This window comes from Pedococcus sp. 5OH_020 (genome assembly GCF_027812955.1).
In the GTDB taxonomy this organism is placed as follows: domain Bacteria; phylum Actinomycetota; class Actinomycetes; order Actinomycetales; family Dermatophilaceae; genus Pedococcus.
In genome coordinates, this window is sequence record NZ_JAPYZV010000005.1 from 275,070 (window position 1) to 294,257 (window position 19,188).

The window sequence follows — 19,188 nt, forward strand, 5'->3', positions numbered from 1 at the left end:
GGGCTGGCATCACCCGTTCGGGCCATTTCGCGGGTGGGGCCCGCGCCGGGGCAGGACGACCTGCCACCGCGGGTTACCGTCGACCCTCATCACTCGAGAAAGCGCACCATGGTTCCCAGCGATCCCGCCCGACTGCTCAGCGACACCGCCCTCGAGCAGGAGATCACCTTGCTCGCAGACGTCATGGATACCGTCACCGCGGTCGGCCGGCCCCTTCACCAGTCCGAGGTGGACCGCGCCCTGGGGCTGGACTCCGCCTGCTAGGTGTGATGTCCAGCAGCAGCCACCGTGGCGCCAGGTGTCCAAGGCAGCGGCAACCATGGCGCTGCCTGCGACCTTGCGTGGCCGGGCACGACGAAAGGAGGCCGGAGCGGTCGCTCCGGCCTCCGTTCGTGCTTCTGCAGTCCCGGGCCTCGTCGTGACGGTTGTCCCAGGCCTTCGGCCCTGTCAGTTCGGGTGGTTGGTGAACAGGTCCGAGCTGCCCGCGCCGCTGTAGTTCAGGATCCGGAAGCGGTAGTAGCTCGCGCCGGCTCCGTTGTAGACGACCCGCTCCTTGTTCGACAGGGAGGTCGAGGCGGCGACCAGCACCCAGCTGCTGCCGTTCCACCGGTCGAGGAGGAGGTCGGTGTCCGTGCCGGCCGTGCCCTGGACCCAGCCCTGGATGTAGCCGGGGTTGGCCTGGTACCAGTACGAGCCGTCAGGCTGGACCGACTGCTGCCCGGAGAGCAGGTTGGAGTTCCACTTGCGGGCGAACAGGTTCGGCGACCCCGTGCCGGCCGAGTAGACCACGTTGCGGGCCGACGTCGACTTCAGCGCGTCGCTGACCAGCGCCGGGGTGGCGTACGGGTTCTGCTGGAGGTAGAGCGCCGCGAGGCCGGCCACGTGAGGTGACGCCATCGACGTGCCGCTGATGGTGTTGATGGCGGTGGTGCTGCCGATCCACGACGACGTGATGCTCTGACCGGGGGCGAAGATGTCCACGCATGGGCCGTAGTTGGAGAACCCGGCCTTGTAGTCGTACCCGCCCGAGTACAGGGTCGCACCGACGGTGATCGCCGACGGGCTGGAGCCCGGCGACTGCGTGCAGGCGTCGGTCGCGGAGTTGCCCGCCGCGATGGCCCACGTGACGCCCTGTGCGGTCGAGCGTGCGACGGCGTCGTTGACGGCCGCGTTGTAGCCGCCACCGAGGCTGGCGTTCGCGACGGACGGACCGTTGTGGGTGTACGTCACGTAGTCCGCGCCGGCGATGAAGCCGGACCAGGACCCGCTGCCGCTGCAGTCCAGGACCCGCACCGCGGTGAGGGAGACCTGCTTGGCCACACCGTACGTGGCGCCACCGATGGTGCCCGCGACGTGCGTCCCGTGGCCGTTGCAGTCCTGGCCGTTGCCGCCCAGCGCGTCGAACCCGACAGTGGCCCGGCCACCGAACTGGCTGTGCGCGGTGTAGATGCCGGTGTCCACGACGTAGGCGCGGACGCCCAGACCGGTCGTGGTGTAGAGGTACTGGCCGTTGAGCCCGGTGCGCTGGTCGATGCGGTCGATGCCCCACGTGGCGCCACCCTGGACCACCTGGGACGAGGGACCGGAGCTCTGCCGGACGCTGCCAGGGGCGACCCGGGCACTCGTCATCGGCGGTGTCGGCTTCGTGGCGACCGCGGTCACCTGGCCGTCCTGGGACACGTACTTGACCGACGCGTCGTGGCGGACCTTGGACAGCTGCGCCTTGGTCAGGGTCGCGGAGAAGCCGTCGATCGTGGCCGAGTACACGTGGCTCGTCTTGACGCCGAGGCGCTTCGCCGTCGCGGCGCCGCTGGCCCCGTCGTTGAGCACCACGATGTACTTGTCGGCCAGCAGCTTTCCGCTGCTCGCCTTGAGCGGTGCCGTGTGGTCGGCCTGGGCCGGCCCCGCCGCACAGAGTGAGACGGCGGACACCGTTGCAGCGAGGGCGAGAGCCCACGCGGTGCCACTGCGGTGACGAGCGGAACGAGGCGTCGCCTCGTCGGTGGGTGATGCTGTGACAGACATGACTGACCTTTCCTGATGGCGTCCCGGCGGAAGCCACCCGATGGGATGAGTTGTGACGGTCGGCGAGCCGCCGTCCTCCGCAGGCGTCCCCCGTCGGTCGCCGCGGCTGCCAGCACCGCGTGGCCCCTGCCCGTGGTGCTGTCGATGTGTACTGAAGTCCCGGAACCCGGTCCTTCCGGATCCCTTCGGACCCACACCACAAGAGGGGCGGGCGGGGTGGCTGATACCGCCGGAGAGAAAAAAGTCGAAGCGCGCCGCAGCAGAGCCCGGCCCGTAGTCAGGACAGCTCGACGCTCAAGGCCCTGTGGTCCGAGATGGGCAGCGCATGCGCCTGCCCGTGGGAGGCGACCAGGCCGTCGGACAGCAGGATGTGGTCGAGCTGCTCCCTCGGGCCGTCCACCGGGAAGGTGGGGTGCGAGGCCGCGGCTCGCATCCGGGTCAGACGCCCGGCCTGCTTGGGCCCCATGTTGAGGTCGCCGACGAGGACCGTGGGCCCTGGCCGGCCGGCCAGGCTACGGACCAGATGGCGCAGCTGTCGGGCGTTCCACCCCGGGATGAAGGACAGGTGTGTGTTGACGAAGGTCACGAGCCCGCGCGGTGTCTCGACCGTCGCCACGACCGCCACCCGCGGCTCGTCGTGGACGAGGTACGGCAGCTTGCGACCCTTGAACCAGAACGGGACCCGGGTCCGCAGCGGCGCCAGCCGGATGACCTCCCAGCCATGCACTGGGAAGCGCGAGACGAGTGCGATGCCGTACGCCGCGGCGTCGGGCTGCTCCTCCCCCGTCGCGGCGATCCACGTCGTCCCCGCCGTACCGGCCAGGGCCGCCACGAACCGATGCTCGGGGGCAGCCATCGCCTCGGCGGCGATGGCGGTGAGGTCCGCGTCGTTGGACCGGTGCTGGTTGCGGTCGACCTCCTGAAGGGCCAGCACGTCCGCGTCGAGCAGTCGCACCGACTCCTCGAGCCCCCGGAGGTCGACGTGCTGGTCCGTCGGGACGCGGCCGTTGAGGATGTTGAACGTCGCTACGCGCACGAGACCCCCATACCCGGCTCGAGCAGTCCCGAAGCCGCCGTCGTGGACGCCCTGCTTGGCCCGCACCCCAGGGGGTATCACCCCCCGCATGGAAGGACAGGACCAGGAGAACCTTCGTACGGCACTGAAGGCGGTGGCGGTCGCCCTCAAGGAGTCGGGGCTCCCCTTCGCGCTGACCGGGGGGTACGCGGTCTGGGCCCTCGGCGGCCCGGAGCCGGACCACGACGTCGACTTCATCGTGGCCGAGCAGGACGCGGCCGAGGCCGTGCGGGTGCTGGCCGACAAGGACTTCGACGTGGTGCAGCCGCCGGAGGACTGGCTCTTCAAGGTGTACCTCGACGGCGCCCTGGTCGACGTGATCTTCCGGGCGGCCGGGCGCAGTGCGGTCCGCGAGGACCTGGAGCGGGCCGTCCCGCTGGAGGTACTGTCGGTCCAGATGCCCGTGCTGCCGGCGACCGACCTCATCGTCGGGAAGCTGAGCGTCCTACGGGAGCAGTACTGCGACTTCTCGCGGCTACTGCCGGTCGCCCGAGCGTTGCGCGAACAGGTCGACTGGGAGCACGTCGCCAGGGAGACCAAGGACAACGACTTCGCGGCAGCCTTGCTGTTCCTGCTGCGGCGGCTCGACGTCGTCCCGGGAGCCGCTGGCCCCGACCAAGACCTCTGAGCCACTCTCCTGGCCCACCACTCTGCTGGCGACCACTCTGGTCGGCCCCTCTGTGCACGGTCACGCGTTTCGGAGGAGCACGACGCCCGTGCCCGGGGGCCCGGGCCGGGGAACGGGGGTTGCGCCCACGCCGCGCGGGTACACGTCTCGCACACCAGCCGTCGCAAGAGAGGAAGAGACATGAGCACGAAGGTGCAGAAGTCGGTCGAGGTCGACGTGCCCGTCCGGACGGCGTACAACCAGTGGACCCAGTTCGAGGAGTTCCCCCAGTTCATGAACGGGGTCCAGGAGGTCACCCAGCTGGACGAGACCACCCTGCACTGGGTGGCCGAGATCGCCGGGGTACGCCGCGAGTGGGACGCCGCGATCCTGGAGCAGGTCCCGGACACCAAGGTCGCGTGGGCCGCCCTGGCGGGTGCCACCAACGCCGGAGCCGTCTACTTCTCCCCGCTCGATGACGGCCGCACCCAGGTGACCTTGGAGCTGGAGTACGAGCCCGAGGGCATGGTGGAGAAGGCCGGCGACGCGCTCGGTGTCGTGGGACGTCAGGCGGAGGCCGACCTCGAGCGGTTCAAGTCCTTCATCGAGGGGCGGTCCGGCGAGACCGGCGGCTGGCGAGGTGGGGTGAACGAGGACCTCGATATCGGCACGCCGTCGGTCGACGCGGCCGACCTCTCCCGTGGCGACGACGGGAAGAGCGGGATCTCCGGAAAGGCCGTCGCTGCCGGGGCGGTCGGCGCCGCCGCCCTCGCCGCCGGTGCGGTCGCGGCCAAGGCGATGAGCGGGTCAGCCGACACCTCAGCCGGGGAAGGCGTCGACGTGGCGCCCGCAACCGGTGTGGACCTGCCGCCGCTCGATGTGGTGGACGTGCTGACGCTCGACCATCAGGAGGCCACCGAGCTGCTCACCCAGATCCTGGGGACGACCGACCTGGGCGAGGCGCGCGAGCTGACCGACGTGCTCATCACCGAGGTCGTGCGGCACGCCGTCGCCGAGGAGATGTACGTCTACCCGGCGATGCGCAAGCATCTTCCGGACGGGGAGGCGGCCGTGGAGCACGACATCGCCGAGCACAAGGAGATCGAGAAGACGATGAAGGAGCTGGAGGCTCTGAACCCGGAGGACCCCCGGTTCACCGAGGTGGTCACCCATCTGGACTCCGTCCTGGCGGACCACGTGGCTGACGAGGAGAGCGAGCAGTTCCCGCAGCTGCGTGCCAGCGTCCCACGCGAGGAGCTGGTGGAGATCGCCGGCAAGGTGGAGACGGCGAAGAAGCTCGCGCCGACTCGCCCGCACCCCTCCGCGCCGAACTCCGAGCTCTTCCACAAGGCGGTGGGTCCGGGCGTCGGGCTCGTCGACCGGCTCCGGGACAGGCTCTCCGGCCGAACGGTCGCCTGACTGCATGCTGGTCCCCGCCGCCTGCCGGGGACCAGCACTCAGGCTTCTGACTGCCCTGGTGTCGGCGTCGCGGCGGCGGACGTAGATTCAGGTCATGACGCCCACTCCTGTGCAGCGCACCCTCGGCGAGCTCGTGGCCACCGGCTACGCGCACCGCTCGGTGAAGCAAGAGCTCCGCGAGAACCTCCTCGCCCGTCTACGCACCGGCGCGGAGGCCTTTCCGGGGATCGTCGGGTTCGACGACACGGTGCTGCCAGAGCTGGAGGCGGCACTGCTGGCCGGCCACGACCTGGTGCTCCTCGGGGAACGGGGCCAGGGCAAGTCGAGGCTGATGCGGACCCTGGGACAGCTGCTCGACGAGTGGACGCCCGCCGTCGAAGGCTGCGAGGTGAACGACGACCCCGTCCGGCCGGTGTGCGTCCGGTGCCGGCGGCTCGAGGCCGAGCTCGGCGACGACCTGCCCGTGGTATGGCGGCACCGGACGGAGCGCTACACCGAGAAGCTGGCGACGCCCGACACGAGCGTCGGCGACCTCGTCGGGGACGTGGACCCCGTCAAGGTGGCGGAAGGGCGGACCCTCGGCGACCCCGAGACCGTCCACTACGGGCTGGTACCGCGCTCGAACCGCGGGGTCTTCGGTCTGAACGAGCTGCCGGACCTGGCCGAGCGGATCCAGGTGGCGCTGTTCAACGTGCTGGAGGAGCGCGACATCCAGATCCGCGGCTACTCGCTGCGGCTGCCGCTGGACCTGCTCCTCGTGGCGACCGCCAACCCCGAGGACTACACCAACCGCGGCCGCATCATCACCCCGCTCAAGGACCGCTTCGGCGCGGAGATCCGCACGCATTACCAGCAGGACGTGGAGGACGAGGTCAGGCTCATCACCCAGGAGGCCGACCTGGTGGCGCAGGTACCCGAGCACCTGGTCGAGGTGGTTGCCCGGTTCACCCGGGGTCTTCGTGAGTCCTCCGCGGTCGACCAGCGTTCTGGGGTGTCGGCCCGGTTCTCCATCGCCGGCGCCGAGAGCGTTGCCGCTTCCGCCCTGCGGCGCGCCGCCCGGGTCGGCGAGCAGGAGGCCGTGGCGAGGATCTGTGACGTCCCCACCGTGGTGCCTACGCTGCTGGGCAAGGTGGAGTTCGAGATGGGAGAGGAGGGTCGTGAGCGCGACGTCCTGGACCACCTGCTCCGGGTCGCCACGGCCGAGACCTTCCGCGCCAGGCTCGGCGGCCTGGACCTGTCGGGGTTCACCGACCTGTTCGCGAACGGCGAGGTCGTCGAGACGGGCGAGCTCGTCCCGGCTGCGGACCTGCTGGCCCAGCTGGGGCCGACCCCCGGGCTCTCCAAGGTCCTGGACCGGCTGGGGCACGGCGACGACGCGGCGCCGGGTGTCGTCGCCGCCGCTGTCGAGCTCGTCCTGGAGGGGCTGCACCTGACCCGCCGGCTCGACAAGGACACCGTGGCCGGTCGCACCGTCTACGGGGCGTAGCCATGGCCGCCGACCGGGGACCCCGACCTCACCCCTCGCACGGCGACCGGTTCCGCTACGGGCCCTGGCACGGCGGAGCCGACCCGCTCGCGCCGCCCTTCGACGTGCGCGGCGCCCTCGACCGGATAGGCCGTGACGTCCTGGCCGGTGGCTCCGCCCGCGAGGCGCTCCGCGACCTCCTGCGCACCGGGCCGGACGGGCACGCGGGGCTGGACGACCTGGCACAGCGGCTGCGCCGCGCCCGCGAGGCCGCTCGCCGCCGCGGCGACCTGTCGGGCACCCTCGACCAGATCCGCGCAGCCCTCGACCAGGCGCTGGCGGCGGAACGGGACACGCTGGCCGCGGAGGAGAGCGACGCCGCGCGGCTCGCCGAGCTCGACCTGGCCACGCTTCCCGACGACGTGGCCGGTCAGGTCCGGGCGCTCGCCTCCCACGACTGGCACTCAGCCGAGGCCAAGGCGATCTACGACCAGATCGCCAGCCTGCTCCAGCGCGAGGTGCTCGACGCGCAGTTCGCCGGGATGGCGCGCGCGCTGTCCGGTCAGGACCCCGAGGTGATGGCCGCTGTCCGGGACATGCTCGCCGACCTCAACCGTCTGCTCGCCGCCCATGCTCGGGGCGAGGACACCTCCGACCTCTTCCGCGAGTTCATGGACAAGCACGGCGAGCTCTTCCCAGAGGACCCGCAGACGGTGGACGAGCTGGTCGACGCCCTGGCGCGTCGCCAGGCCGCGGCCGCGCGGATGATGGCCTCGCTCACTCCGGAGCAGCGGGAGCAGCTGGCGCAGCTGATGAGCGACGCCCTCGCCGACGCGGACCTCGCCTCCGAGATGGCGCAGCTGTCCGACAACCTGCGGGCCCTGCGTCCGGGCCTGGACCGGGGTAGCCCGGTGGGCATGCGGCAGGGGGGTGATCCGCTGAGCTACAGCGCGGCGGTGGAGGCGGTGGCCGAGCTCGCGGACCTCGAGGACCTCAGCCGCCAGCTCGGCCAGTCGTACGCCGGTTCGACTCTCGACGACGTCGACGTGGAGCGGCTGGAGCAGTACCTCGGCGGCGACGCGGCCCGGGACTTCGAGGAGCTGCGCAGACTCGAGCGCGAGCTCGAGCGGCAGGGCTATCTGAGCCAGGGGGACGACGGTCCCAGGCTGACGCCGCGAGCGATCCGGAGGCTGGGCGAGACCGCCCTGAAGCGGGTGTTCGAGGGCCTGTCCTCGCAGGGACGCGGCGACCACGACGAGCACCGGACCGGGCACGCCGACGAGCCGACCGGTCTCACGCGCGCGTGGGAGTTCGGCGACGAGCAACCGATCGACGTGGTGCGCACCGTCTCGAACGCCTTGCATCGCAGGGCGGCAGACGGCCATGGTGTGGCGCTGGAGGTCGGCGACTTCGAGGTCGTGGAGACCGAGCGGCGGACGACGGCCGCCGTGGCCCTCTGTGTCGACATGTCGTTCTCGATGGTCAACGAGGGGCGCTGGGGTCCGATGAAGCAGACCGCCCTGGCCCTGTCGCACCTCGTGCAGACCCGCTTCCGTCAGGACGCCCTGGAGATCATCGGGTTCACCATCGCCGCCCGGCGCCTCACCCCGGTCCAGCTCGCCGAGGCGGAGCCAGAGTGGGTGCAGGGCACCAATCTGCAACACGCGCTGATGCTGGCCTCGAGGCACCTGCGGCGTCACCCGCAGGCACAGCCTGTGGTGCTCGTGGTGACCGACGGCGAGCCGACCGCCCACCTGACCGCTGACGGCACCCCGGTCTTCCAGTGGCCCACGACGACTGCGACGCTGCGGGCGACCGTCGCGCAGGTCGACGAGCTGCGCCGGTCTGGAGCCGCCCTCAACATCTTCATGCTCGGCGACGACTCAGGCCTCGCCCGGTTCGTCGACGGTGTGGCCCGGCGCGCCGGTGGACGGGTCTTCACCCCCAGCGTCGACCGGCTCGGCGAGTACGTCGTCAGCGACTACCTTCTTGCCCGGCAGGGACGCCGCCGGGCAGGGTGACTGCGGCTCTTCGGCTTCGGGTTCACGCTGGTGGCGCGGTAGAACGGTCCCGTGCCTCCCGTCCGCTCCGTGACCCTGCGCTTCCTGGCTGCACCGACCGACGCCGGCTACTCCGGCAGCGTGAGCGCGGGCCGCGTCCTCGAGTGGATCGACAAGGCCGGGTATGCCGCCGCCGTCGGCTGGGGCGGCACCTACTGCGTCACGGCGTACGTGGGCAACGTCCGGTTCGCCCGCCCCGTGGTGGTCGGTCACCTCGTGGAGGCGACGGCCTCGCTGGTGCACACCGGCCGGAGCAGCATGCACATCCTCGTCTCGGTCAGGTCCGGCGACCCGCGCCACAGCGAGCGCGCCCCCGCGACCGAGTGCCTGATGGTCTTCGTGGCCGTCGACGCCGACGGTAGACCGGTGGCCGTCCCGGCGTGGCAGCCGGCCGACGACACGGACCGCGAGCGGCAGGCGAGCGCGGTTCGCCGGATCGGCCTGCGGGCCCGCATCGAGGAGGCGATGGCGGCACAGACGTACTCCGCGGCCGGCACAGCCCCTCGGGCCACGCTGAGGTTCCTTGCGGCGCCGACCGACGTCAACTGGGGCGGCAAGGTCCACGGGGGCATCGTCATGCGCTGGGTCGACGAGGCTGCTCATGTGCTCGCCACCCAGTGGACCCGTAGCGCCTCCAACGTCGCCGTGTTCGTCGGCGGGGTGCGGTTCTACCGGCCACTGCAGATCGGCCATCTCGTCGAGGTGGAGGCCAGGCTCCTGCATACCGGGACGACGAGCATGCACATCAGCGTGCACGTGCGCTCAGGCGACCCGACCGTCGGAGAGCTCGAGGAGACGACGCACTGCCTGACCGTGTTCGTGCCCCTCGATGCCGACGACCGGGCGGTTCCGGCGCCGCCCTGGGTGCCTCACAGTGCGGAGGACAGGGCTCTGGACGACCATGCGAGGCATCTGATCGACCTGCGCGCCGGCATCGACGTCGGCTGACGGCAGGTCGGCGCGGAAGCCCGCTCTCCGGGCCCGGACGTGACTGTGGCTGCGGTGCCGTTGGGCTGTCCTGCTGGGCTGGTTCTCAGTCGAGCCAGTCGCGGGCGCGCCAGCCGTGCCAGCGGTCGACCCCGACCGCGACGACGGGGCCCGCGGGCGGCTGGTCGGCGTACTGCGGGTACCGGTCCACGAGCAGCCGCAAGCCGGCCTCCTCGTCCGCGCTCCCCTGCTCGACCACCCGTGCGCCGCCGTCCGCTCGCACCCACCACAGCGACGTCCAGTCGTCGTCGTAGTGGTCCACGATCAAGCTCACCTGGGGGTTGGCCGCGATGTTGTGGAGTCGCTGCAAGGCCCGAGACCGCTTCGGCTTGCCGTCCACCGCCATCCACACGACGTCGTTCTGCACCGCGAAGACGACGGGTACGACGTGCGGGCGGCCAGCCGGGGTGACCGTGGCCAGACGGGCCACCGGCGACGCGGCGAACCACTCCCGTTCCCACCCGCTCACGGCTGAACGCTACTGCGACAGTCGGCGCTCAGCGGTCTCGAACTCCACCACGGCCACGACGCCCGGACGCGCGTCCTCCAGACGGATGTGAGCACCGTTGCGCCGCAAGAGCTCCCGGGTGATCGGCAGGCCGAGCCCGCTGCCTCCGGAGTCACGGTCGCGAGCCTCGCCCAACCGGGCGAAGCGGTCGAACACCCGCTCCACCTCCTGCGCAGGTATGCCGTGGCCGTCGTCCCGGACCGCCAGAACGGGGCCTGAGGACCGCTTGGCGACCGAGACGAGGACCTCCGTACGCGCATGTCGAACGGCGTTGTCCAGCAGGTTGGCGAGCGCACGGTCGAGGTCCACCTCGGCGGCCAGGACGGTGATCGCCTCGGTTTCCGGCGACAGGCGGTTCCCCTCGCACGGCCGGGCCTCCAGCCGCACGGGAACCCGCGCGTCGCCATACCGTCGCACGACCCGTCCGGCGAGCTGGACGAGGTCGACCTCCCGGGCCGCACCCCGTTGCCCTGTCTCGCTCCTGGCCAGCTCCAGCAGGTCCTCCACGATGGCCGCGAGCCTTCGCACCTCCGGCAGGAGCTCGGCGGGCAGCCCTTCTCCTTGACCCATCCGCTGGGCGACCTCGAGCTGGGTGCGCATCGTCGCCAAGGGACTGCGCAGCTCGTGCGCCGCGTCGGCGACGAACGCTCGCTGCTTCGCGTCCGCCGACCACAGCCGTTCCAGCATCTCGTTGAGGGTCTGCGCCAGCGCGCTGATCTCGTCGCGGGCCGGCAGGACCGGCAGACGCTCGGTGGGGTCCTCCTCCCGGCCGATCCTGGCAGCGCCCCTCCTCAGCTGCTCGACCGGCGCCAGGGCCATCCCGATGACGCGCCAGGCGATGAGGGCGAGCACCAGCAGGAACAGCGGCAGCAGGACGATGAGCAGGCTCCTCAACAGTCGCCTGCTCGTCTCGAGGTCCGCCGTGGGCACGCCGGCGACCACGAGGACCCGTGCGGACGCCGGGCCGGCCTCGACTCCCACCACGCGAAGCGAGCCGTCCACGCCCGCCCGAGCGCCCGGCACCGTCAGGCTCTGCCCCTCCGCCAGCTCGCGTCGCTCCTGGGGACTCACCAGGGAGGTCAGCCGGTCCGCTGTGACCGACCCCCCGGTGACCCGGTTCTGCGGGTCGAGCACCTGGACGACCAGCGCGCCGCCGACCGGCACAGGAGCCGGCAGCCTGCCGTCGTTGACCAGGGCCGCCACGTCGGAGGCACTGGCGCGGGCCGCGGTCACGGTCCCTCGCTCCAGGGTCTCGCTCATGGCGGCGTACAGGAGGAGGCCGCCGACCAGCAGAGCCCCTGTCACACCCGCCAGCCCCAGCGCCATCAGCCGCCAACGCAGGCTCAGCCGAGCGAATCGGCCTGTCACGCGCGCATGCGGTAGCCGAGACCGCGTACCGTCTCGATGCGCTCGCGGCCGAGCTTGCGACGCAGGTACCCGACGTACACGTCCACGACGTTGGTGGCGGCTTCGTCTGGTACCCCCCAGACGTCGTCCAGCAGGGACTCGCGGCTCACGGCGGCGGGGTGTGCGCGCAGGAGGTGCTCGAGGACGAGGAACTCCCGCTGGGACAACGCCACCACGGAGCCGTCCGCCTCGACCCGCCTCGAGGCCGGGTCCAGGCGGACGCCGGCCGCTTCCAGCACCGGCGCACGCGGTCCGGGGTCGCGACGGAGCAACGCCCTGAGCCTGGCGAGCAGGACGACGAAGGAGAACGGTTTGGTGAGGTAGTCGTCGGCCCCGTAGTCGAGGCCGTCCGCCTGGTCGTACTCGCCGTCCTTGGCGGACAGGATCAGCACCGGAACCCAGTTCTGCTCCTGCCTCAGGGTCCGGACCACCGTGTAGCCCGAGAGCCCCGGCAGCATGAGGTCGAGGATCATGGCGTCGTACCGCCCGTACCGCGCGGCCTCGAGGCCGCCTGGCCCGTCGTGCGCCACGTCGACGACGAAGCCCTCCGCGACGAGGCCCTTGGCCAGAGCTGCCGCCATCCCCTTCTCGTCCTCGACCACCAGGAGCCTCACGGCAACACCCTCGCATGCCCCCGTCCGGCTCCGGGACGGTTCTCATCAGAGTCTCACCGGCGGATTGCCATGATTGCCCTATGAACGTCTTCACCGAGCACCCTGTAGCCCGCTGGGCTGTGCCCACCCTGGCCGTGGCTCTCCTGGGGACGGGGGCGGCAGTCGCGAACCACAGCGCCAGTGCCGACCCCAGCCTCCCCCACCGTACGGCGGCGCAGCTGCTGGTGGACGTCCAGCAGGCGCGGCTGGCGGGACTGTCCGGAACGGTCGTCCAGACGTCCAACCTCGGGCTCCCGGAGCTCCCCGGAGTCGGGGGCGGCGCAGGCCCCGGCGGCGGTTCGTCCTCGCTGACCTCGATGGTGAGCGGGACGCACACGTGGCGCCTGTGGAGCGCAGGTCCCCAGCAGACCCGGCTGGCCCTCATCGGCAGCCTGGGCGAGTCGGACGTGGTCCGCAACGGCAAGGACGTGTGGGTCTGGTCGAGCAAGGACAAGACCGCAACCCACCTGACCCTGCCCGCAGACGAGGCCCCGAAGACGCGGTCGGCGCCACGGCCCACCGACGTCCCTCGCACGCCTCAGGAGGCGGCCGACCAAGCGCTGTCGGCACTGTCGCGGACCACGTCGGTGACCACCTCGGGGACCGCCGTCGTCGCCGGACGCAGCGCCTACGAGCTGGTCCTTCGTCCAAAGGACAAGGACACCCTCGTCGCGCAGGTGCGCATCTCCGTCGACGCGCGCCGCCACGTGCCGCTCCGGGTGCAGGTGTTCTCGACCAAGGCCGCCAACCCCGCCTTCCAGGTGGGCTTCAGCCAGGTCTCGTTCGCCAAGCCCGACGCCAGCCGGTTCACCTTCAACCCGCCACCGGGGACCAAGGTCACCCAGTCCCAGCTTGGCGACCACACGCCCAGCCCGAAGGACAGCAAGGAGGCCCAGAAGGCGGCGCAAGGGGTGAGGACCGTGGGGTCGGGCTGGTCCACCGTCGTGCTCGCGTCCCTGCCCGCGCAGGCCACCGCCGGAGGAGCCGGCGGGTCCTCGGCCGGTCCGGCCAGCAGCCTCCAAGGCGTCCTGCGCGCCCTTCCCCGTGCCAGCGGCAGCTGGGGGTCGGGCCACGTCCTCAAGGGAACGCTGTTCTCAGCGGTGGTGACCGACGACGGCCACGTGGCCATCGGTGCCGTACGGCCGCAGGCCCTGTACGCCGCCCTGGCGGCGAGGTGACCCAGGTCGCGGCCCGCGGTGCGCGTACGCCGGACGGTGCCGGCGCCGCCCAGGCCGCCGACGCGGCGCACGCCGTTCCGGACCGCCAGGCGCACCCCGCTCTGGCTCTGCAGACCCAGGGGCTGAGCAAGCGGTTCGGCGACCAGTTCGCCGTCGACTCCTTGGACCTCGCCGTACCGCGCGGCGCGGTCTACGGGTTCCTGGGGCCGAACGGCTCCGGCAAGACGACGACCATCCGGATGGTGCTCGGGCTCGTCACCCCGACTTCCGGTAGCCGGACGCTCCTCGGCCTGCCGATGCCCGACCGCGCCACGGAGGTCCTGCACCGCGTGGGCGCGCTGGTCGAGGGTCCAGCGTTCCACCCCTACCTCTCCGGACGGGCCAACCTCAGGCGCCTGGACGCCGCGGACCTGCTCTCGGACGCCCGTTCCGCGCCGAGCCGGGTCGACGCTGCGCTGGACCGGGTCGGGCTGCTCGCCGCCGCCGGCAAGAAGTACCGCGCGTACTCGTTGGGCATGCGCCAGCGCCTCGCCATCGCAGCCTCGCTCCTGGCGCCGCGCGACCTCCTCGTCCTCGACGAGCCGACGAACGGCCTGGACCCCCAGGGCACGCGGGAGGTACGCAGTCTCATCGGGTCGCTCGCCTCGGACGGCACCACGGTGTTCGTCTCCAGCCACCTCCTCACCGAGGTCGAGCAGATCTGCAGCCATCTCGGTGTCATGCGAGAGGGCAGGCTGGTCGCACAGGGCAGCGTCAAGGAGGTCCGTGGCACCGGCGCCGCGACGCTGACGCTGCGGACGGCGCAACCGCAGGAGGCGGTGCGCGTGCTGGAGGGTCTCGGGGTCAGCGAGGTCACCGCGCACGGTGACCTCGTCCGTGGCCTACCAGGGTCCTTGGAGGCCGAGCGGATCGTGGCGACCCTCGTGCGGGCCGAGGTCGGCGTCAAAGGCTTCTCGGTGGACTCGCCCAGCCTCGAGGACCTGTTCGTGTCGCTGACCGGGGAGGGTTTCGATGTCAGCCGCTGACGTGACGACCCCCAGCCGCCGTGACGGGGTCCCGCGCCCCCGCCGAGCCCTGCCCTCCACGCGCCTCCTGCGCTCGGAGCTGCGGCTCATCGGTGGCCGTCGCCGTAATCAGGCCGGTCTCGCGGTCCTCGCCGTCGTGCCCGTCATCATGGCGGTGGCCGTCAAGCTCTCCGACCCCACGCCCGCGGGCGACGGGCCGGACTTCTTCTCCTCCATCACCGCCAACGGACTCTTCGTGCCGCTCGCCGCCCTCAGCGTGGAGATCGCGATGTTCCTCCCGCTGGCCATGTCGATGCTGGCCGGCGACTCCATCGCGGGCGAGGCGAACATCGGCACCCTGCGTTACCTGCTCACGGTCCCCGTCCACCGGACCCGGCTCCTGGCCGTCAAGTACTTCTCCCTATGCCTCGGCGCCATCTGGGGCGTGTGCGCGGTCGCCATCCCGGGGGCTGTCGTCGGGGTGGCACTCTTCGGCACCGGTCCCATGGTCACGCTCTCCGGTGACCAGATCGGGTTCGCGTCTGCCCTCTGGCGCGTGGTCCTCGTCATGCTGTACCTCAGTGCGGGGCTGGCCGCGCTCGGCGCGGTGGGGCTGTTCATCTCCACGCTGACCGAACAGCCCATCGCCGCCGCCATCGCGCTCATGATCTTCACCATCGTGTCCTGGATCGCCGACAGCGTGCCGCAGCTCGGATGGCTCCACCCTTGGCTTGTCGTGGACCACTGGCTGGCCTTCGGCGACCTGCTCCGCAACCCGATGGCGTGGGGCAACGTCGTCCAGGGGCTGCTCGTCGACGGAGGGTACGCAGCGGTGTTCTGCCTGGCGGCATGGGCGAGGTTCTCAGCCAAGGACATCACCAGCTGAGAACCGACGACAGCCTCAAGCCCGGCGCCGGCTCATAGGGTGACCCCATGCGGATCGAGGACGTTGCACGGGTCGACCTCGGCACCTTCGTGCGGCCGGCGGAGGAGACCGGGACGGGCAGCCCACGCGTCGAGGCCGTCTACGGGTATCTCGTGCGGACCAGCGCCGGGCTCCTCCTGCTCGACACGGGGCTCGGCGCGGCGGACGAGGAGACCGAGGCGTGGTACCGGCCCCGGCGCGTGCCGGTGGAGGTCGCGCTGGCCGCCGTGGGGGTGGCCGTGGAGGGCATCGCCCTCGTGGTGAACTGCCACCTCCACTTCGACCACATCGGTGCCAACCCCCGGTTCGCCGGCACGCCGATCCACTGCCAGCGGCGCGAGCTGGACACGGCACGAGGCGGGGAGTACACCGTCCCGGAGCTGGTCGACTTCCCCGGCGCCCGGTACGAGCTCCTCGACGGCGAGGCAGAGATCGCCCGCGGCGTTCACGTCATTCCCACGCCCGGGCATGTGGACGGGCACCAGTCGCTCGTCGTCGAGTGCGACGACGGGTCGGTCGTGCTGGCCGGACAGGCACACGACACGGCCTCCGCCTGGTCCGGCGATGTCCTGGCGGCCCGTGCGCCGGAGCTGGGTCACGAGGCGCCCCTGCCCAGCCCGAGCCCTTGGATGCGGCGCGTTCTCGAGTTCGACCCCAGGCGCGTGGTCTTCGCTCACGACTCCGCCGTCTGGCAGCCCTGACGCCATGACCGCACGGCTGCTGCTCCTCGCCGACACGCACGTGCCGAAAAGGGCACGAGACCTTCCCGCCGCCGTCTGGCGGGAGGTGGACGACGCGGACGTCGTCATCCATGCCGGTGACTGGGTGGAGGTCCCCCTCCTCGACTCGCTGGTCGAACGGTCGCGGCGCCTCGTCGGGGTGTACGGCAACAACGACCATGGCGTCCTGACCGAGCGCCTTCCGGAGGTCGCCCGGGTCGAGCTGGAGGGCGTCCGCCTCGGCGTCGTGCACGAGACCGGTCAGGCCAAGGGCCGGGAGGAGCGGTGCAGCGCGCAGTTCCCCGACCTCGACGTGCTGGTGTTCGGGCACAGCCACATCCCGTGGGACACGACGACGTCCACCGGGCTGCGCCTGCTCAACCCCGGCTCCCCGACCGACCGTCGCCGTCAGCCGTTCTGCACCTTCATGACGGCGAGGGCGCAGGACGGCCGGCTCGACGACGTAACCCTCCGCCGGGTCGCCCGCTGAGGACGCGCCCTCCAGGCACGAGAAGAAGCGGGTATGCCGGATCCTGACAATCCGGCATACCCGCCCCGCGTGGGACGGACCACGACAGCGTGCCACCGCCCCGAGCCCGGCACAAGATCAGTGGGCGCCGCCCCAGGCCCCTTGCTACGGTTCGCTTCTGACCACCCCACTCGCCGGCGAAGGGGCCGCGATGCGCCAGGACGACGTCGACCTCGCGGCGCAGGCCGGCGGCTCCGCGGCACTGCTTCCTCGGTGGTCGCCTCGGTCGAACAGTCGGTCCCGGCTGGTCTTGGCCAGCTTCCTCATGCTCTTCGTCGAGCTCGCGCTGATCCGGTGGACGTCCTCCAACAACCTCTACCTCGTGCACCTCACCAACTTCATCCTGCTGGCCAGCTTCCTCGGCATCGGGCTCGGCTTCCTGCGGGCGCGGGCGGCCCCTGACCTCTTCCCCTTCGCGCCAGTCCTGCTGGCACTCCTCGTGGCCTTCGTGCTCGGGTTCCCGGTGCGGACCGGCACGGCACCCGGTGGCGGCTGGGAGCTCGTCGGGCTCTTCGACCTCCCGCCGCTCCCCCGGCCTGCGAGCCTCGCCGTCGTCTTCCTCCTCACTGTCGGCACGCTCGCCTGTCTGGCGCAGGAGGTCGCGAGGACGTTCGCCTCTTTCCCCCCGCTCGAGGCCTACCGCCTTGACATCCTCGGCAGCCTCAGCGGGATCATCGCCTTCGCCGCGCTCTCGTTCCTGCGCCTGCCGCCCCTGGGTTGGGGCCTGGTCGCCGCGGTAACCCTCGCTGCGCTCCTCGCGCGTCGACTGAGCCGTCTGCCCCTGGTGGCTCTCGCCTGCGTCGTCCTTCTGCTGGGAGCCGAGTCGGTGCTGGGCAGCTTCCAGTGGTCGCCCTACTACAAGATCCACACCCAGGACCTCGCCGGCGGCCTGGTCCGTATCGAGGTCAACAACACGCCCTTGCAGACCGCGCTGTCGGTCAAGGAGATCCGCGCGACCTCGCCGTTCTACCTCTACCCGTACACCTACGCCGGGTCCCGCGACGACGTACTCGTGATCGGCGCCGGGACGGGCAACGACGTCGCCGTCGCGCTGGCCCAGGGGGCGCAGCGGGTCGACGCAGTGGAGATCGACCCCGCGCTCCTACAGATCGGTAGGGACCGTCATCCTGACCACCCCTACTCGGACCCCAAGGTCACGACGCATGTCGACGACGGCCGCGCGTTCGTCGAACGGACCGAGCGCCGGTATGACCTCATCCTGCTCGCCCTGCCGGACTCGGCCACCATCGTCACCGGGCAGTCCGCGCTACGCCTGGAGAACTACCTGTTCACCACGCAGGCACTCCAACAGGCGCGGTCGCTGCTGAAGCCCGGCGGCACGTTCGCGATGTACAACTACTACGAGCCCTGGCTGCTCGACCGATACGCCAACACGCTGCGTACGGTCTACGGCACCCCGCCCTGCGTCCAGCTCGGACCGAGCTACGGCGCCCGGCAACAGGCGGTGCTCACGCTGCGCAAGGACGCCAGCACGGGCGGCTGCCGGGCGACCTGGTCCCCCAAGGCTGCGGCACTCGAGCCGTCGATGGACGACCGGCCGTTTCCCTACCTGGGCTCCCGGACTGTGCCGTCCTTCTACCTGTGGATGCTGGCCCTCGTCCTGCTGGCGTCGGTGCTGCTCGTGCGCAGCGCCGGTGGGCCGCTGCGCACCATGACGCCGTACGTCGACCTCTTCTTCATGGGGGCTGCGTTCCTCTTGCTCGAGACCAAGAACGTCGTGCAGTTCGCGCTGCTCTTCGGTACGACGTGGGTGGTCAATGCCGCGGTCTTCGCAGGCGTGCTGCTGAGCGTCCTCGCGGCGGTCGAGGTCGCGCGGCGAGTCACCGTCCGGCGGCCGCTGCTGCTGTATGCCGGGCTCCTCGCCGCGCTGGCCGTCTCCTGGGTCGTCCCCCCGGCCGCGTTGCTCGAGCTCTCGCTGCTGCCGAGGTTCCTCGCCGGGGTCACCATCGCATTCCTGCCGATCTTCATGGCGAACCTCATCTTCGCGATCCGGTTCGCCAGCGCCGGTTCCACGACGGCCTTTGCAGCCAACCTGCTCGGCGCGATGGTGGGAGGGGCGCTGGAGTACCTCGCACTGGTCCTCGGCTTCAACGCGCTGCTCGTGATCGTGGCCGCGCTGTACGGCCTGGCGCTGCTGACCGGACGCCGCCACCTGGCGGCCGTGCGCCCGTGACCGCCACGCACCCTGACCGCCACGCACCCTGACCATCGGCGCAGGGGTGACCCTGGCCGCAGACGCCGTCCTTCAGGGTCGGACCAGGGCGACGCCCGATACTCCCTGTGGCCGGCACGGCGCACAGTGGAGGTACCGGGGAAACGCCCCGGACAACGACAGCGAGGAAGTGCGCAGAACCATGAACACCATCCACCAGACCTTCGCCCAGGAGGGCCTCGTCCGGCCGAGTGACGGAAGGGTCCTGGGTGGCGTGTGCGCCGGACTCGGCCGGCGCTTCGGCATCGCACCGTGGCCGGCACGGATCCTGTTCGTGCTGCTGCTCATGGTCGTGCCGGGCACGCAGATCCTCGTCTACCCCATCCTGTGGGTCCTCATGCCGGCCGAGCACACGATGCCGGTCCCGCAGCACACCGTCGTCTAGGGTGCACGC

The 19,188-nt window shown here is 71.3% G+C and carries 18 protein-coding genes; 13 read left to right on the forward strand and 5 right to left on the reverse strand.

Features of this window, described 5'->3' with window-relative positions:
* Window positions 1-108: 108 nt before the first annotated feature.
* Window positions 109-264, forward strand: a complete 156-nt coding sequence (locus PHA84_RS11220) for a hypothetical protein (protein ID WP_270888188.1) — start codon at window positions 109-111, stop codon at window positions 262-264.
* 183 nt (window positions 265-447) lie between these two features.
* Here the strand turns inward: PHA84_RS11220 and PHA84_RS11225 are convergent, their stop codons facing one another.
* Window positions 448-2,025, reverse strand: coding sequence for a S8 family peptidase (locus tag PHA84_RS11225; RefSeq protein ID WP_270888189.1), 1,578 nt, complete (start codon window positions 2,023-2,025; stop codon window positions 448-450).
* Between the two features lie 277 nt (window positions 2,026-2,302).
* Entirely contained in the window at window positions 2,303-3,151 is an 849-nt protein-coding gene (locus tag PHA84_RS11230; protein WP_270888190.1) for an endonuclease/exonuclease/phosphatase family protein, read from the reverse strand.
* On the opposite strand from PHA84_RS11230, the gene PHA84_RS11235 reads away from it, so the two are divergent.
* The 5 genes from PHA84_RS11235 to PHA84_RS11260 all read left to right on the forward strand — a co-directional run bounded on the left by PHA84_RS11235 (window position 3,150) and on the right by PHA84_RS11260 (window position 9,599).
* Window positions 3,150-3,728 carry a nucleotidyltransferase family protein gene (locus PHA84_RS11235; protein WP_270888191.1) on the forward strand — a complete coding sequence of 193 codons (579 nt, stop codon included), beginning with the start codon at window positions 3,150-3,152 and terminating at the stop codon, window positions 3,726-3,728. The genes PHA84_RS11230 and PHA84_RS11235 overlap by 2 nt on opposite strands.
* Window positions 3,729-3,908: 180 nt before the next feature.
* Window positions 3,909-5,126 (forward strand): SRPBCC family protein, encoded by a 1,218-nt coding sequence (locus tag PHA84_RS20705; RefSeq protein ID WP_333742290.1) that lies wholly within the window; start codon window positions 3,909-3,911, stop codon window positions 5,124-5,126.
* A 94-nt stretch (window positions 5,127-5,220) separates the two neighbouring features.
* Window positions 5,221-6,612: a sigma 54-interacting transcriptional regulator gene (locus tag PHA84_RS11250; protein WP_270888192.1), complete on the forward strand. Its 1,392-nt coding sequence runs from the start codon at window positions 5,221-5,223 to the stop codon at window positions 6,610-6,612.
* 2 nt (window positions 6,613-6,614) lie between these two features.
* Window positions 6,615-8,612 (forward strand): vWA domain-containing protein, encoded by a 1,998-nt coding sequence (locus PHA84_RS11255; protein ID WP_270888193.1) that lies wholly within the window; start codon window positions 6,615-6,617, stop codon window positions 8,610-8,612.
* A 51-nt stretch (window positions 8,613-8,663) separates the two neighbouring features.
* Entirely contained in the window at window positions 8,664-9,599 is a 936-nt protein-coding gene (locus PHA84_RS11260; protein ID WP_270888194.1) for an acyl-CoA thioesterase, read from the forward strand.
* Window positions 9,600-9,684: 85 nt separating this feature from the next.
* Here the strand turns inward: PHA84_RS11260 and PHA84_RS11265 are convergent, their stop codons facing one another.
* The 3 genes from PHA84_RS11265 to PHA84_RS11275 are packed head-to-tail and all read right to left on the reverse strand — an operon-like array spanning window position 9,685 to window position 12,167.
* Window positions 9,685-10,107 carry a TIGR03668 family PPOX class F420-dependent oxidoreductase gene (locus PHA84_RS11265; protein WP_270888195.1) on the reverse strand — a complete coding sequence of 141 codons (423 nt, stop codon included), beginning with the start codon at window positions 10,105-10,107 and terminating at the stop codon, window positions 9,685-9,687.
* A 9-nt stretch (window positions 10,108-10,116) separates the two neighbouring features.
* Window positions 10,117-11,514, reverse strand: coding sequence for a sensor histidine kinase (locus PHA84_RS11270; RefSeq protein WP_270888196.1), 1,398 nt, complete (start codon window positions 11,512-11,514; stop codon window positions 10,117-10,119).
* Window positions 11,511-12,167, reverse strand: a complete 657-nt coding sequence (locus PHA84_RS11275; protein ID WP_270888197.1) for a response regulator transcription factor — start codon at window positions 12,165-12,167, stop codon at window positions 11,511-11,513. The genes PHA84_RS11270 and PHA84_RS11275 overlap by 4 nt, the downstream gene beginning before the upstream one ends.
* A gap of 80 nt (window positions 12,168-12,247) precedes the next feature.
* Here PHA84_RS11275 and PHA84_RS11280 point away from each other — a divergent pair, with 80 nt between their 5' ends.
* The 7 genes from PHA84_RS11280 to PHA84_RS11310 all read left to right on the forward strand — a co-directional run bounded on the left by PHA84_RS11280 (window position 12,248) and on the right by PHA84_RS11310 (window position 19,179).
* The gene (locus tag PHA84_RS11280) at window positions 12,248-13,384 is read left to right on the forward strand and encodes a LolA family protein (RefSeq protein WP_270888198.1); all 1,137 of its coding nucleotides are present in this window, start codon (window positions 12,248-12,250) and stop codon (window positions 13,382-13,384) included.
* A gap of 101 nt (window positions 13,385-13,485) precedes the next feature.
* Complete coding sequence (locus PHA84_RS11285) at window positions 13,486-14,409, forward strand: ABC transporter ATP-binding protein (RefSeq protein ID WP_270888347.1); 924 nt, start codon at window positions 13,486-13,488, stop codon at window positions 14,407-14,409.
* Entirely contained in the window at window positions 14,396-15,274 is an 879-nt protein-coding gene (locus PHA84_RS11290) for an ABC transporter permease (RefSeq protein ID WP_270888199.1), read from the forward strand. The genes PHA84_RS11285 and PHA84_RS11290 overlap by 14 nt, the downstream gene beginning before the upstream one ends.
* Window positions 15,275-15,321: 47 nt before the next feature.
* Window positions 15,322-16,014, forward strand: coding sequence for an MBL fold metallo-hydrolase (locus tag PHA84_RS11295; RefSeq protein ID WP_270888200.1), 693 nt, complete (start codon window positions 15,322-15,324; stop codon window positions 16,012-16,014).
* Between the two features lie 4 nt (window positions 16,015-16,018).
* Window positions 16,019-16,522 carry a metallophosphoesterase family protein gene (locus tag PHA84_RS11300; RefSeq protein ID WP_270888201.1) on the forward strand — a complete coding sequence of 168 codons (504 nt, stop codon included), beginning with the start codon at window positions 16,019-16,021 and terminating at the stop codon, window positions 16,520-16,522.
* A 190-nt stretch (window positions 16,523-16,712) separates the two neighbouring features.
* Window positions 16,713-18,755, forward strand: a complete 2,043-nt coding sequence (locus tag PHA84_RS11305) for a spermidine synthase (protein WP_270888202.1) — start codon at window positions 16,713-16,715, stop codon at window positions 18,753-18,755.
* Window positions 18,756-18,936: 181 nt separating this feature from the next.
* Window positions 18,937-19,179, forward strand: a complete 243-nt coding sequence (locus PHA84_RS11310; RefSeq protein WP_270888203.1) for a PspC domain-containing protein — start codon at window positions 18,937-18,939, stop codon at window positions 19,177-19,179.
* Window positions 19,180-19,188 lie beyond the last annotated feature (9 nt).